The sequence below is a fragment of the Chlamydia crocodili genome (genome assembly GCF_018343815.1).
In the GTDB taxonomy this organism is placed as follows: domain Bacteria; phylum Chlamydiota; class Chlamydiia; order Chlamydiales; family Chlamydiaceae; genus Chlamydia; species Chlamydia crocodili.
On the sequence record NZ_CP060791.1, the window covers coordinates 1,130,788 to 1,146,421 of the forward strand.

Genomic DNA, 15,634 nt, shown 5'->3' on the forward strand with positions numbered 1-15,634 from the left:
TTAAGGAATTGCTTCAATGGTTGTATTAGACCTATTTGATTAGTTTCTTATGAGCATAGTAAATACCAAAAGGTATCATGCAGTTTGTAGAAAAGGCTAATAGTAAGAAGGCTGAATAACCTATTTTACCAGCTCCTGACAACTGCGTAACCTCTTGAGGAGGTAAAAAGCTAATCCATAAGGCAAATAAACAGGAAAGTATTCCTAAGAATGAAAGTAGACAGATACCAAAAAATTTCCCGGGAACTGAATACAAACGTTGTGCTTTTGGTTCTTTAATACGAAGAACCGGGCCCGCGATAAACAAACAAATGTACATAGCTAAATACATTTGTATGCTTAATGCACTAAGAATCCAGTAGGCTAAGTCTGCTGAATCTAAGCATAAAAAGATTAAAGTAAACAAGGTAACTACAACTGCTTGAAATAGCATAAGGTTTGTAGGAACATTCCTCGAGTTTACTTTTTTAAACATTCTAGGAAGACAATCGTTTTGTGTAGAGACGAATAGTCCTTTAGTTCCTGCGAACATCCATGCATTCAGTTCCCCTAGGGATCCGGCAATTGTCATAACAACAACAATACTAGTCATCCAAGAAAGATTGTACTTATCAAAGAATAGGGAAAATGCTTTAACAAGACCTGAAACTAGGCTAATTTCTTCTTTAGGAATAACGATAGCTATAGAAAGTGATCCTAAAACCAAGATAGCTAATGTGGCAATTGCTCCAATAAATACGGCTCTAGGGTAATTTTTTCTAGGATTTACCATATCCGAAGCCAGGTTAGCATTAGCTTCTAATCCACAGAGAGCTAAAAGCATGCCCGCAAGCAATACAAAAGATGACATACCATTAATTTCAGGGAGTAGATCACCCCAAGAAAGAGAAATCGCTATAGGATTTCCGGAGACGATCCAAAAAATAGCTAAAGTAACTAAAATTGCTCCTGGAATTAAAGTTCCTATAATAACACAGACCGAGCTGAAAAGAGCCGATGTACTAATTCCGAAGAAATTAAAAAAGGTCAAACCCCAAAATCCAGCAAGGATAACTGTTGCTAAATAGATTTTATTATGGGCTAGATCTGGATTAATTTTATACACAAGTGTACTTGCAATAAAGGCAAGCATTGCGGGATACCAGGTCATATTATGAAACCATTGCATCCATATAGAGAAGAATCCCCACCATTTGCCTAAGGCATCACGAGTCCAAATGTAGATTCCTTGTGGTTTAAAAGATGCTAGTTCGGCTGAAATAAGCGCGTAGGGGATCATAAAACAACCCACGGCAAGAGCATAGAAGAAAAGCGTTGATAAGCCGTGTTTTGCTGTTAGGGGCAAGTTCCTTAAACTAATTACTACTGCTAGAGATAACATTCCAACAGTAAACGTGCCCAGGGGTTTTGAGGGTTTTGAATGGGTATGCATAAGAGCCTTCTTTAGATTACGCTATTGTAATACTCGGGTCTAAGTAAATATCTTGAATCAAATTTAATAATTGTACACCTTCGGCAAGAGGTCTTTGAAAAGCTTTTCTTCCCAAAATTAACCCCATACCTCCAGCTCTTTTGTTAATCACAGCAGTTTTCGCAGCCTCTGCAAAATCATCTTTTCCCGAGGGACCTCCGGAATTAATAAGACCTATCTTACCGCAGTAGCTATTCAGCACCTGGTAACGGCAAAGGTCAATTGGATGATCCGAAGAGAGTTCGGAATATACTCTATCATCTGTTTTACTAAATTTGATAGCTTTAAAACCACCATGGCATGTGGGTAACTTTTGTTTTACTATATCAGCACCCAAAGTTGCTCCTAAATGATCTGCCTGACCAGTTAGATCTGCGGCTGTATGATAGTCTATACCATTAACAATAAAGTTAGGATTGCGTAAATAACACCACAATACTGTAGCCAATCCTAATTCCCTAGCTCTTGTGAAGGCTCGAGAAACTGCGACAATCTCTTCAGAAGATGTCTCAGAACCAAAATAAATCGTTGCTCCTACAGCAACAGCACCCATGTTATAAGCACTTTCTACCTGACTAAAGAAAATCTGATGATATGTTGTTGGATAGGATAGAAGTTCGTTATGGTTTAGCTTCAACATAAAGGGGATTTTATGAGCATATTTTCTTGAAAGTAGGCTCAAAACCCCATAAGAGGAGGCTACAGCAGAGCAACCGCCTTCAATGGCTAGTCGAATAATATTCTCTGGATTAAAATAAATGGGATTTGGAGCAAAGGATGCCCCGGCTGTATGTTCCACTCCCTGATCCACTGGAAGAATCGAAAGATATCCAGTATTTGCTAATCTTCCATGAGAAAACATAGATTGTAAAGATCTTAACACAAGATTGTTTCTGTCAGAGTAAGAGAAAACTTTATCGATGAAGTCGGGGGAGGGTAGGGTAAGATTCTCTTTAGGAATATGTTTGCATTCATATTTCAACAAATTTTCCGCGTCATTGCCTAGCAAATCATATATCTTCGACATACAGTTCAAACTCCTTAAGTGGGTAACAAAGGTCAGTTTGTAGGTAATCAATAAGATTTGTCAAGAATCTTTATAAAGCAATGATTAAAAAATAAAAAACTATACTTTTTAAAATCTTCAAACATTTAAAATAGAATAGCGCTTCATTTGCTTTAGAGTAAAATTAAATGTCACAACCTGTAATCAATCCAAATCCTCACGATAACCAAGCTGGATCACTCCCTATTACCCTAAAACAGAAAGATACTGCATGTAAAATAAGACAATCACAAATCATTAGCCTGATTTCGGCAGTCGTTGCAGCTGTTTTATTATTAACGATTCTTATTCTTCAATTGATTCCAGGGGTTTCAGTTGCTTTCAGCATAGTGCTGGGGTTAGCTCTTGTTGTCGCGACAGCAGTATCTTTAATATTTTTTGCCTCTTATTTTCTTAAAATTAGAAAAGTGCTTTTTGAGCTTTCCGAAGCCTCAACAGAACTTAGAGAAGCTTTCGCTAATTTTTCTCTAGATTTGATACGAAATATAGAACCACAAAGAATTACACGACCTCCGCGATATGGTTCGAGAACTCGACCTAGAGGTCCGAGACTAATTTCAACTCGAGTGTCTTCACCAACACCTATATCAACACCCACACCAGCCCCTACCCCAGCCTTACCGACTATACCAGCAGTCTCTATAGTGCCTCCCCCAGCACAACAACCAACAGAAACTCCTCTACCAACTCCTGGAGAAGAGGCTTCACTGCCTCCAGAAGTTCCAAGTCAGATTGAGGAAGGAACAATCCCGGGTATTGTTCCTGAACCTGTTGCCGGACCATCAGTAGAAATGGACGTAGATTCCCTATTTCAAAGCAATCTATTGCGATTACTTGATCTTGCTGAGGAGGGAGGCACATATCCCGGTATAGATAAGCATCCGAAATATAAAAAAAATCATCAAAATGCCTGTAAATTATTTTCTAATTTTTGCAAAGCAGTTGCGAGAGTTTCGGATAAAGTAAGAAAAGGAGAGATACCCGTAACTAATGGGGAGCTACTCTCCATGTTTGTCCCACCAATGTTTGGTAGAGACAACCATTCGATATTGTCCATTACTTGTAACGGAGCAGACGTATTTTCGAATGATCTTTATGGAGCCTTTTGGTTACACGATGCTTTAGAAGACCCTAAACAATCTGAAGCATTATTTGATATTATTCGGGTGTTGAAGAAATCGAATCAGTTAATAGAGAATGTTGAGGATCAACAGACTGCTTACACGGCATCTCTAGTCAGCCTAAATGTATTGCTGTCTGGTTGGTGTCTATGCAATCAGGGCCTCGCTGCGAATATCGTGGGTTCCATACAGGCATTAAGAAGATCCGAAGAAGATAAAATGATGATTCTTGAAATGTTGAACTCTGGAAATATTCTTGGAGCCTTGGTGTTTATACATGGCGATAGGAACCCGGATATAAAAGCAATCATGCGTATTAATGATTTAGATTTAGAAGGTCAACCTTTACTCGATCCACAGAATGCTTTCGAGATACTCTATGAAAATATTGATCCTTATAGTGTCCGAGCCGTAACAGTAGTAGGAGATTTGGCAGAAGAAAATCAAGAACGAGATAGTAATCTTGTCAGAGAATCCCAACATATTTTCGATAGGTTTGGTGAAAGCTTGCCGATGACTGCAGCAGGATTAGGTTATGACATATGGAATGGCGGTAATGAAAATCTAAACGCAAGATATGATGAAATAGCGAACTTCTTAGCTGAGCACCCTCTGACATCTACATCTATGATATTTTCATTCTTGCAAGCTGTTCGTGGTGCACCAAAACTACAATCACGTGTGAAAAATTATCTTCCTTATTCAGGTAAAGAAGCCATAGGTTTTCTTCTCTCAACATTAATATTGGGTGGATACTCTCTAGGGTTGTTTACCTACCGTCAAATTGATGGTCTGTGCCAGGCTATAGGAATTTCTGAACGAGATTTAATAAGACTTATTCTCTCTAGAAAAATAGCAGGAGCGATTCTTCCTAAACTATTGTAATAAGAATGAATTTCAGGTGTATTAAGCGGGTATCATAATAGGAATTTTCATAATTTAATCCCCATTCGCTTTATATTAAGCTTGATCTTAAAATAGAGATCTCGTGTTAATAATACAGACATGATTTTTATAAATTTTCAGGTTTATTTCATGTTTGAGAAAGATTCTCCTATCATTTATGTAAAAAATTTGAATAAAGAAATAGGGAATCATCGTATTTTAAATGATATTTCTTTCTCTGTTTATCCAGGTGAAATTTTCGGAATCATTGGACATAGTGGTTCTGGAAAAAGTACATTATTGCGTTGTCTAGATTTCCTTATCGCACCAACTTCAGGATCTATCTCCATCGCGGGATTTCACAATCTTAATTCAAATAAAAGAAACTCTCGCCTAATCTTTGCTAAGCATGTTGCTTATATTTCTCAAAGCTACGGACTTTTTCTAGCGAAAACGGTCTTTGAAAATATAGCTTATCCTTTGAAAATTCGTTACCCCGATATGACAAAATCTCTAATTGAAGAGAAAGTAGACGATGCTTTGCATTTCTTAAATCTGTATGAAAAGAAACATGCATACCCTAGTAGATTAAGTGGGGGACAGAAACAAAAGGTTGCTATCGCTATAGCTATTGTATCCGATCCTGTTGTTTTGCTTTGTGATGAAATTACCTCAGCTTTAGATCCAAGGTCAACAGAAGATGTTACTGATAAACTACTACAGTTAAATGAGGAAAGGGGGATTACTCAAGTTTTTGTTTCTCATGAAATTGAGGTGGTTAAAAAAATCTGTTGTCAAACTTTAGTTATGCACAAAGGTGCTATTGAAGAATTAGGCCCTACAGAAAAACTTTTTTTAAGTCCTAGTAGCTTGGTTACCGAAGAACTTTTTCATATGAATTCAATCGCTAAAGGAATTTACGATCATAAAGAGAATGAGGAAATTCTAAGACTAGGTTTCCCAAAAGGTTTAGCAGTTCAAGGAATGATCAGTCAACTGATTCAGCACGGAGAGATAGCTATTAATATTCTTTCTGGAGATATCAATCTCTTCCGTAAGGTCCCTTTGGGTTTCCTCATCGTGGCTTTATCTGGAAATAGAGAACAAAGAGAGCAAGCAAAAGAAGCTCTTATAGAGAAGGGAGTTATTATACAACAATTCCAAAAGTCAAGATAGTGAGGATGGAATATGCAAATAGATATGATCTATCTGTTGATTAAAGAAACAGGAAGTACCCTATATATGGTGGCCGCGTCTTTCTTCTTCTCATCAATTTTAGGCGGGCTTGTAGGATTAGGACTTTTTATAACAGCTCCCTATGGATTAAAACCAATGAGGAGTATCTATTCAGCAACTTCCGTTGTATTAAGTTTCCTCACAGCTATTCCTTTTGCCATCTTAATTGTTATCCTGTTCCCGGTAACGCGATGGATAGTAGGAACATCTTTAGGAGCAACAGCGTCGATAGTCCCTCTAACTTTGGGAGCTTTACCTCTAGTGTCTTCTTTCATATCGGATGCGTTGCGTACAGGAGCATTGACGTGTGTTGAACCGTCTATTGCTTTAGGGATACCTAAAGTAAAGATAGTAAAAGATATTCTTTTCCCAGAAATTTTTCCCCAGCTGATCTTTTCATTAAAATCATTAATTGTGCACCTGATCGCTTGTTCTACCTTTGCTGGATTCGTTGGAGGCGGAGGATTAGGACAGATTTTATTGCAATATGGTTACTATCGTTTTGACTTTTCCATAACTTTATCTGTGTTGGTTATTACTCTGTTTTTTATTGAAGGTATCCGGATTTTGGGAGATACTTGGGGCCGACGTATATTAAGACGTCGGGGGGTTTTATGAAAAAAATAAAATTATTAGCGCTAGTTGCTTTGCTATTCTCTTTAACTGGATGTAATAAAAATTCTGAAGAGATTTTGCGCATCGCTGCAAGCCCTACACCGCATGCCGAGCTTCTTTACAGCTTGCAAAAAGAAGCAAAATCCTTGGGATTATATCTCAAAATACTTCCTGTAGACGATTACCGTGTGCCTAATCGTCTGCTTTTAGATAAACAAATAGAGGCTAATTACTTTCAACATGAAGATTTTTTAAAAGATGAATGTTCGCGTTATCATTGTGAAGGAAAGCTTGTTGTTTTAGCTAAAGTGCACTTAGAACCTATGGGTTTATATTCTAATAAAATTCAGTCTCTTGAAGAACTTAAAAATAAAAAGCAGTTACGCATAGCTGTTCCTGTAGATAGAACAAATGAACAACGTGCTCTCGATCTATTGCGAGATTGTGGTTTAATTGCTTATAACGAAGTTTCTCATCTAGATATGACTGCGAAAGATGTTTGTAGTTGTGGGGATAGAAAAGTTGTTATTATAGAGATAGCAGCACCTTTATTAGTATCTTCCCTACCTGATGTAGATGCTGCTGTTATTCCTGGAAATTTTGCTATTGCTGCAGGATTTTATCCCCATAAAAATAGTCTTTTCTTAGAAGATGTGCGTACATCTAAATATACTAATGTTGTTGTTGTGCGTGCTGAAGACGTAAATGACTCACGAATGCAAAAACTACGTCAATTATTTGAGAGTGATTCTGTGAAAGACTTCTTTGACACAAAATACAAAGAAAGTTTTTTACTCCAATGATAAATCGAGCCCACATATTAAAGTGGGCCGAATCAATTGATAGGTTTCTCTATAAAAGTATGTATTTTCAGACAGTAATTTTGCTTGAGAGATTTTTTGTTATAACCTATTCTTTCTCCTGATTATTAGCAATTTGTACAGAAATAAGGATGGGTCTATGTCAGGTTTTATAAATTTAGGTCCTAAAACTCCTTTAGGTTCTCCTTTTGAAGCCTCTTTATTGCCGGATAATGCGGGGATAAATGTTCTAGGCTCAATTCCTATAATTGGAATATTTATTGGTATAAAACGGATTGCTGCAATTTCTGAATATAGTGCAACTTTTGGACGTGATACAGGAGTAAATCGAGTTATTATTGAGGATCTGGATGATGGTAATTACCATACACAAAGTATTACCTCTTATACTCGAGGCCATTATTTCAGAGGAATTGCAGAAATTTTAGGTTTGGGAATTGTTCTAACAATTCTAGAATTCATCGCCAGTATCTTTCAGACTATTATTTTGCTTGCGCTTGTTTTGATAGCGTTGCTCACATTTATTCTTATTATCCCAATTACTTTCGTGTGTTCTGTCGTTTTGGATCTATTACCTAGAAAGCAGATCATTAACAAAGATGCATTCAACGAAATGAGTGACAGTGACTATGCAGAGAGGGTAAAAGATAAGAAAAGTGATTGGTCCGAAGATTCAGTCAGTTTGGTTTCAATCTTTAAGAAAGTTATGAAAGAAAAAGTTTTCTCTTTTTAAATATTCTATTTGATTGTTGTTTAATTTTTATCAAAAACACGACATGAATAAGTCATGTTGTTGTCTAGAAAAGATCGCCAAAAGGAACGTTTAAAGCTATATTGACTTTTTTCGTATTGCTCGATATAAGGCATTCTTTTAATGCAACGTATGATTAGACATTTATGTTGTATTTCTTTTAGGTGTTTTATGTTTCCTTTCTTTAAAAATCGAGAGTTGCACAAAACGAAAACTTCTAAAAAAACAGCTTCTACAATTAAGCATGCAAAGCATTACTTAAATGGGTATTTAAAGAAGATAGAGCACATTGTTGCTGCCAACCCTAAAGAAGTAATAGAAGCATGGAATGAAATGTTAGGAACCAAGTATAATGGAATGTTCCAAGCTTTAGGATTTAAGGATCATATTCTATTGGTAAAGATTTACAATTCTTCTTTATACGCTTCGCTAAAGCAAACGCATCAAAGTAGTTTAATCGCTCGCTTGCACCAAGTAGTTCCTCACGCTAAGATCAAGGAAATACAGTTTTTGTTAGGATAATGTATGGACGCAAAAGAAAAAAGTTACGACGCCTCAGCTATTACCGTTTTAGAAGGGCTTCAAGCCGTTCGTGAGCGTCCTGGGATGTATATTGGAGATACTGGGATTACAGGACTTCATCATTTGGTGTATGAAGTTGTGGATAACAGTATCGACGAAGCTATGGCGGGCTATTGTTCTGAAATCCATGTAAGGATTTTAGAAGATGGCGGTATTACTATATCCGACAACGGTCGAGGTATTCCGATACAGATTCATGAAAAAGAATCTAAAAAACAAGGTAGAGATGTTTCTGCTTTAGAAGTTGTTCTTACTGTACTTCACGCTGGTGGGAAATTTGATAAAGATAGCTACAAAGTTTCCGGAGGATTGCATGGCGTCGGAGTATCTTGTGTTAATGCTTTAGCAGAAAAACTTGTAGCAACGGTTTATAAAGATAAGCAAGCTTATCAAATGGAGTTTTCTAGAGGGATTCCTGTAACAGCTTTACAAGCTTTAGGAGCTACAGATAAGCAAGGAACAGAAATTACTTTCTATCCCGATAATAAAATTTTTTCCTCTTGTATTTTTGATCGCTCTATTCTTATTAAAAGACTAAGGGAGCTCGCGTTCTTAAATCGGGGCGTGACCATCATTTTCGAAGATGATCGTGATGTGAGTTTTGATAAGGTTGTCTTTTTCTATGAAGGAGGAATTCAATCTTTCGTTAGCTATTTAAACCAAAATAAAGAAAGTCTTTTCCCCGAGCCTATTTATATTTCAGGGATTCGAGCAGGGGATGATGGTGACATTGAATTTGAAGCAGCTCTTCAATGGAATTCTGGATATTCTGAATTAATTTATTCTTATGCAAATAATATTCCTACTCGTCAAGGTGGAACACACCTCACAGGATTTTCTACAGCATTAACTCGCGTACTGAATGCTTATATTAAAGCTCACAATCTAGCTAAAAATGATAAGTTGTCATTAACAGGAGAAGATATCCGCGAAGGACTCACCGCGGTAGTTTCTGTTAAAGTGCCCAACCCTCAATTTGAAGGTCAGACTAAGCAAAAACTAGGAAATAGTGATGTGGGCTCTGTATCGCAACAAATCACAGGAGAAACATTAACGACATTTTTTGATGAGAATCCTCAAATTGCAAAGATGATTGTAGAAAAGGTTTTTATTGCAGCTCAAGCTAGAGAGGCTGCGAAAAAAGCCCGAGAGTTGACACTAAGGAAAAGTGCTTTAGATAGTGCACGACTCCCAGGAAAACTTATCGATTGCTTAGAAAAGGATCCTGAAAAATGTGAAATGTACATTGTAGAAGGAGATTCTGCTGGAGGCTCAGCTAAGCAAGGTAGGGATCGTCGTTTCCAAGCTATCCTTCCTATTCGAGGTAAAATCTTAAACGTAGAGAAAGCTCGTTTACAAAAGATTTTCCAAAATCAAGAGATTGGAACGATCATAGCAGCTTTAGGTTGTGGCATTGGTTCGGATAATTTCAATTTAAGTAAGTTGCGTTATCGACGTATAATTATCATGACAGATGCTGATGTTGACGGTTCCCATATCCGCACATTACTATTAACATTTTTCTATCGTCATATGACTGCATTAATTGAAAATGAATGCATTTATATAGCCCAGCCTCCTTTATATAAAGTAAGTAAGAAAAAAGATTTCCGCTATATCCTTTCCGAAAAAGAAATGGATAATTATCTCTTAACGCTAGGAATTGGAGACAGTAAACTTGTTTTCAAGAATGGAGATCGTGAAATAAGCGGAGAGGCACTGGATAACTTTGTAAAGCTAATTTTAAACGTAGAAAATTTTATAGTTGCTTTAGAGAAAAAAGCGGTGCCTTTCTCTGAATTTTTAGAGATGCGAAAAGAAACCTCAGGTTATCCTCTATACTACTGTCCTCCGAAGAGTGGAAAGCAAGGAGGGCGTTACTTCCATTCTACTGAAGAAAAGGATCAAGAAATTCTAAACTCCGAAGATCCTGATTCTGTAAAGGTTATCGAATTATATAAAATAGCAGTTTTTGCAGAGATTCAAGAAGAGCTTCGAGATTACGGTTTGGATATTCGTCATTATCTTAATCCAAAAGATTCTGAGATGGTGATTACAAATGAAGATTCAAAAACGCTTCCCTATACTTGTTATACTTTGAAAGAAGTGATCGATCATCTTAAAACCCTTGGAAGGAAAGGAATAGAAATCCAGCGTTATAAAGGTCTTGGAGAGATGAACGCAGATCAGCTTTGGGATACGACTATGAATCCTGAGCAAAGAACTTTAGTGCGTGTGTCATTGAAAGACGCTGTAGAGGCTGATCATATCTTCACCATGCTTATGGGAGAAGAGGTTCCTCCAAGAAGAGAATTTATCGAAAATCATGCTCTATCAGTTAAGATGAATAATTTAGATATTTAGGAGACAGTTATCATTATGTTTAACAAAGAAGAAATCATTGTCCCTAAAAATCTAGAAGAAGAAATGAAGGAAAGCTACCTTCGTTATTCTATGTCGGTGATTATTTCCCGAGCGCTTCCTGATGTTCGTGATGGTTTGAAACCTTCACAGAGGCGCATTCTTTATGCAATGAAACAGCTAAATCTTACGCCCGGAGCTAAACATCGTAAATGTGCTAAGATTTGCGGTGACACTTCTGGAGACTACCATCCTCATGGTGAAAGTGTTATTTATCCTACACTAGTTCGTATGGCTCAAAATTGGGCGATGCGTTACCCATTGGTAGACGGTCAAGGAAACTTTGGTTCTATTGATGGCGATCCCGCAGCTGCTATGCGTTATACAGAAGCTCGTCTAACCCATAGTGCAATTTTCCTAATGGAAGATTTGGATAAAGATACCGTAGACATGGTCTCGAACTATGATGAAACGAAACACGAGCCCGTCGTTTTTCCGTCGAAATTTCCTAATCTTCTTTGTAACGGTTCTTCGGGTATAGCTGTCGGTATGGCAACAAATATCCCTCCACATAATCTTGGGGAATTAATTGAGGCCACACTACTAGTATTGAGCAATCCCAATGCTTCTATTGAAGAAATATTGGAAGTCATGCCTGGTCCTGATTTCCCCACAGGGGGGCTAATTTGTGGGGGTGAGGGTATTCGCTCTACATACCATACAGGAAGAGGTAAAATAAAAGTCCGTGCACGTCTTCATGTAGAAGAGAATGCGGATAAGCATCGAGAGAATATTATTCTTACTGAGATGCCTTATAATGTAAATAAGTCCAGGTTAATCGAACAAATTGCAGATCTAGTTAATGATAAGACCTTGGCTGGAATTTCAGATGTTCGAGATGAATCAGATAAAGATGGTATCCGAGTTGTTCTTGAGCTAAAGAGAGGGGAATCGTCAGAAATTGTTATCAACCGTCTCTACAAGTTTACTGATATTCAAGTGACTTTTGGAGCAAATATGCTTGCCTTGGATAAAAATCTTCCAAGGACCATGAATATTCATAGAATGATTTCTGCTTGGATACGTCACCGTACGGAAGTTATCCGTAGAAGAACGCGCTATGAATTGAATAAAGCTGAAGCACGTGCGCATATTCTTGAAGGTTTCTTAAAAGCTCTTTCTTGTTTGGACGATGTTGTTCGCACAATTCGCAACAGTGATAGCAAGGAACATGCTAAGCATCAGCTTATTGAGAATTTCGGTTTTACCGAGTATCAATCTGTAGCTATTCTCGAATTGCGTTTGTATCAACTTACAGGATTAGAAGCTGAGAAAATTCAAAAAGAATACGACGAGTTACTAAATAAAATTGCTTATTATAAACGTGTTCTTGCTGATGAGGGTCTAGTCAAAGATATTATTAGAAATGAGCTGCAAGATATTCAGAGAGTCCATAAAACTCCTCGTAGAACTACGATAGAATTTGATGCTGATGATATTCGTGATATTGAAGATATCATCACTAACGAGCCTGTAATTATTACCATATCAGGTGATGATTATGTAAAAAGAATGCCTATAAAAGTCTTTAGAGAGCAGAAACGTGGTGGTCACGGAGTTTCTGGATTCGACATGAAGAAAGGTTCAGATTTCTTAAAAGCGGTATATTCAGCATCCACAAAAGACTACCTATTAATCTTCACTAATTTTGGACAATGTTATTGGCTTAAAGTATGGCAATTGCCCGAAGGTGAAAGACGGGCTAAGGGTAAGCCAATTATTAATTTCCTTGAAGGTATCCGTCCTGGAGAACAACTTGCGGCGGTTCTTAACGTTAAGAATTTTGAAAATGCAGGATTCTTATTCCTGGCAACAAAGCATGGTGTTGTTAAGAAGGTAGCTCTTGATGCCTTCAGCAACCCTAGAAAGAAAGGTATTCGTGCTTTAGAAATAGATGATGGAGATGAACTCATCGCTGCTGCTCATATTACCAGTGAAGAAGAAAAAGTCATGCTCTTTACTAGATTAGGCATGGCAGTACGTTTTCCTCATGATAAAGTGCGTCCTATGGGAAGGACAGCACGTGGTGTACGAGGTGTTTCATTGAAAAATGAAAATGATCGTGTAGTTGCTTGCCAAATTGTTAGGGATGATCAATCTGTTCTTGTTGTTTGCGATAACGGTTTCGGAAAACGTTCTCAGGTAGGAGACTTCCGAGAAACTAATCGTGGTGGTGTTGGAGTACGCTCTATCCTTATTAATGAGAGAAACGGGGATGTTCTTGGGGCTATTTCTGTTACAGATCACGACAGTATCTTATTGATGTCAGCACAAGGGCAAGCTATCCGTATTAATATGCAAGATGTACGTGTTATGGGAAGATCCACTCAGGGTGTGCGCTTAGTTCATGTTAAAGATGGTGATATCCTAGTTGCTATGGAAAAACTCTCTTTAAATGAAGATGAAACTCTATCAGATCTTGAAGAAGAGACTACCTCACCACAAGTATAGAGGAATAACGCTGTGTTTATAGTTATTGAAGGATGTGAAGGTTCAGGGAAAAGTTCCTTAACAGAACTTCTAAAAGATAGACTAATAGCTGAGGGGAAAGTAGTTGTCGCCACTAGAGAACCCGGAGGGTCTCCTCTAGGAGAACAGGTGCGTAATTTAATTTTAGATCCATCAACAATATCAATTTCTCCCTATGCAGAATTATTTCTATTTCTTGCTGCACGCGCGCAGCATGTAACTGAAAAAATATTTCCAGCTTTAGAATCAGGAAAAATTGTCATTTGTGATAGATTTCATGACTCTACAATTGTCTATCAGGGAATAGCTGAGGGATTAGGTAAAGATTATGTGACAAACCTTTGTCACCATGTCGTAGGAGAAAAAAAGTTTCTTCCTAATCTTACCTGTCTCCTGGATATTCCTCCTGAAGAAGGACTAAAAAGAAAACAACAGCAAAAATCCTTGGATAAATTCGAAGATAAGCCTTTAGCATATCATAAAAAAATCCGTGAAGGATTTTTATCTCTTGCCGAAGCACGCCCTGATAGCTATCTTATTTTAGATGGGAGGCAACCTATCAAAGAGTCTCTTAATAAAGTTATGACTGCCTATACAGAATTAGCGTTATGCAAATAGAAGAAAAGGTTGTTAATCAACCCTGGGAAGCCTTACTTGATAATATTAATCAAGGGAAGATCTCTCATGCAATTTTATTGTATGGGAATTCGTTAACTTTACTTTCACAATATGCATATAATCTAGCGGCACATATTCTTCTTAAAGATACCCCTGAAGCACAATATAAGATTTCCCAGCGAATCCATCCTGATATTCATGAATTTTTTCCTTCTGGAAAAGGAAGATTACATTCTATAGAGATTCCTAGGGATATCAAAAAGGAGATAGGAATTCTTTCTTATGAAGGGTGTTATAAGATCTATATCATTCATGAAGTAGATCGTATGACTTTACCAGCGATCTCTGTGTTTTTAAAAGTACTTGAAGATGCTCCTTCACATAGTGTCATTTTACTCACATCTGCAAAACTACAACGTATACCTGCTACGATTCTTTCTCGTAGCTTATCTATATATATTCAAGGTGATGAGAATATAGCTCCTAATAAAGATGATATTGAATATCTCTTAAAATATGCTTCTGGAAAAATGAAAATCACAGAAGTAGGACAAATAGTTAAAGGCAGCGCTGATACAGATAAGCAAGTGCTTAGAGATAAAGCGAAATACCTTTTAGAAATCCTTCTTAAGCTATTTAGAGATCGATTTATGCTTTCTTTAAATATTAGCGCAAGCGCGATGACATATCCTAAATATGCTGAGGATATTCTTAACCTACCCATACTACCTTTAGAAAAGGTGTTGATTATTGTGGAGAAAGCTTACCAAGCTTTGGATAACTCTTCATCAGCGACAAGTTGTATGGAATGGGTTGCCTTACAACTCTCATCACTGAATAATCGTTTTAACGCGTTAACTTAAAGCGCTTGTCCATAAAGGAATAGTTTCTTGCATTCTTTGTAAGACAAGAGCAGGAATCTCATGACCTCCATTAAAAGAAATAAACTCTCCATGTAGACGTGAGGATAAGAGTTTATTTAATCTTTCACCATGATAATAGGGGAGAATGGTATCTTGATATCCATGACTTTGAATAAAGGGAACTTTAGCACAAAGATTCACATTATTTTCCCAACCTTTGTCGAGTAATAAAGCTCCAGAATAAATTAAAGCTCCTCGATAGGGAATTTTAGAAGATAGTACAAGATGTGTGGTCATCATAGCACCTTGACTGAATCCTCCAAGAATAACGTCATATCTAGGACGGTCCAACTCTTCAATAAGATTTTCTAAAGCTGTTTTTGGCTTTTCAAAATCAATATTAAATAATTTTTGATATTGTTGCTCTGTTTCTGGAGTAATATCAGGATTCGAAATCAAACTTTGAAATAAAGGAACATCTAAAGGAAACCATGCTCTTCCGCCACCAAATTCATAAGGAAGTTGTTCTATCCCATGGGGAAATATCCATGTAGGGCGTACACCTTTGAAAGGGCAGGCTGAAGGAAAAAATGCTAGGTTATCAGCGTCTGCTCCATAACCATGACAAAAAACAATAACAGGATCATCGGGATCTCCAGGACATACTATAGCGTCTAATCCAGCAAACTTACGACGAAAAAATGAATACTCCATG

13 protein-coding genes are annotated in these 15,634 nt (G+C 37.3%); 10 read left to right on the forward strand and 3 right to left on the reverse strand.

Annotated features, from left to right (window positions below; genetic code table 11):
• Positions 1 to 31: 31 nt before the first annotated feature.
• Together H9Q19_RS04975 and H9Q19_RS04980 are read right to left on the reverse strand one after the other, a co-directional pair.
• Positions 32 to 1,432, reverse strand: coding sequence for an amino acid permease (locus H9Q19_RS04975; RefSeq protein WP_213240901.1), 1,401 nt, complete (start codon positions 1,430 to 1,432; stop codon positions 32 to 34).
• Positions 1,433 to 1,448: 16 nt separating this feature from the next.
• The gene (locus H9Q19_RS04980) at positions 1,449 to 2,498 is read right to left on the reverse strand and encodes a class I fructose-bisphosphate aldolase (protein WP_213240903.1); all 1,050 of its coding nucleotides are present in this window, start codon (positions 2,496 to 2,498) and stop codon (positions 1,449 to 1,451) included.
• A 167-nt stretch (positions 2,499 to 2,665) separates the two neighbouring features.
• On the opposite strand from H9Q19_RS04980, the gene H9Q19_RS04985 reads away from it, so the two are divergent.
• The 10 genes from H9Q19_RS04985 (at position 2,666) to H9Q19_RS05030 (ending at position 14,919) form a co-directional block, all read left to right on the forward strand.
• Positions 2,666 to 4,543, forward strand: coding sequence for a CT214 family putative inclusion membrane protein (locus tag H9Q19_RS04985; RefSeq protein WP_213240905.1), 1,878 nt, complete (start codon positions 2,666 to 2,668; stop codon positions 4,541 to 4,543).
• 150 nt (positions 4,544 to 4,693) lie between these two features.
• The gene (locus H9Q19_RS04990) at positions 4,694 to 5,719 is read left to right on the forward strand and encodes a methionine ABC transporter ATP-binding protein (RefSeq protein ID WP_213240907.1); all 1,026 of its coding nucleotides are present in this window, start codon (positions 4,694 to 4,696) and stop codon (positions 5,717 to 5,719) included.
• A 12-nt stretch (positions 5,720 to 5,731) separates the two neighbouring features.
• A complete protein-coding gene (locus H9Q19_RS04995) occupies positions 5,732 to 6,397 on the forward strand; it encodes an ABC transporter permease subunit (RefSeq protein WP_213240909.1) in 666 nt (221 codons plus the stop codon).
• The gene (locus tag H9Q19_RS05000) at positions 6,394 to 7,197 is read left to right on the forward strand and encodes a MetQ/NlpA family ABC transporter substrate-binding protein (protein WP_213240911.1); all 804 of its coding nucleotides are present in this window, start codon (positions 6,394 to 6,396) and stop codon (positions 7,195 to 7,197) included. Before H9Q19_RS04995 ends, H9Q19_RS05000 begins: the two co-directional genes overlap by 4 nt.
• Positions 7,198 to 7,354: 157 nt before the next feature.
• Positions 7,355 to 7,948, forward strand: a complete 594-nt coding sequence (locus H9Q19_RS05005; protein ID WP_213240913.1) for a hypothetical protein — start codon at positions 7,355 to 7,357, stop codon at positions 7,946 to 7,948.
• Between the two features lie 189 nt (positions 7,949 to 8,137).
• Complete coding sequence (locus H9Q19_RS05010) at positions 8,138 to 8,488, forward strand: DciA family protein (RefSeq protein ID WP_213240915.1); 351 nt, start codon at positions 8,138 to 8,140, stop codon at positions 8,486 to 8,488.
• Positions 8,489 to 8,491: 3 nt separating this feature from the next.
• On the forward strand, positions 8,492 to 10,912 hold the full coding sequence (gyrB, locus tag H9Q19_RS05015; protein WP_213240917.1) for a DNA topoisomerase (ATP-hydrolyzing) subunit B: 2,421 nt from the start codon (positions 8,492 to 8,494) through the stop codon (positions 10,910 to 10,912).
• Between the two features lie 15 nt (positions 10,913 to 10,927).
• Positions 10,928 to 13,420, forward strand: coding sequence for a DNA topoisomerase (ATP-hydrolyzing) subunit A (gyrA, locus tag H9Q19_RS05020; protein ID WP_213240919.1), 2,493 nt, complete (start codon positions 10,928 to 10,930; stop codon positions 13,418 to 13,420).
• Positions 13,421 to 13,432: 12 nt separating this feature from the next.
• Positions 13,433 to 14,056, forward strand: a complete 624-nt coding sequence (gene tmk / locus H9Q19_RS05025) for a dTMP kinase (RefSeq protein ID WP_213240921.1) — start codon at positions 13,433 to 13,435, stop codon at positions 14,054 to 14,056.
• On the forward strand, positions 14,047 to 14,919 hold the full coding sequence (locus tag H9Q19_RS05030) for a DNA polymerase III subunit delta' (RefSeq protein ID WP_213240923.1): 873 nt from the start codon (positions 14,047 to 14,049) through the stop codon (positions 14,917 to 14,919). Before tmk ends, H9Q19_RS05030 begins: the two co-directional genes overlap by 10 nt.
• Here the strand turns inward: H9Q19_RS05030 and H9Q19_RS05035 are convergent.
• Positions 14,911 to 15,633: an alpha/beta hydrolase family protein gene (locus tag H9Q19_RS05035; RefSeq protein WP_213240925.1), complete on the reverse strand. Its 723-nt coding sequence runs from the start codon at positions 15,631 to 15,633 to the stop codon at positions 14,911 to 14,913. The two genes, H9Q19_RS05030 and H9Q19_RS05035, sit on opposite strands and share 9 nt — an antisense overlap.
• Between the last annotated feature and the right edge of the window lies 1 nt (position 15,634).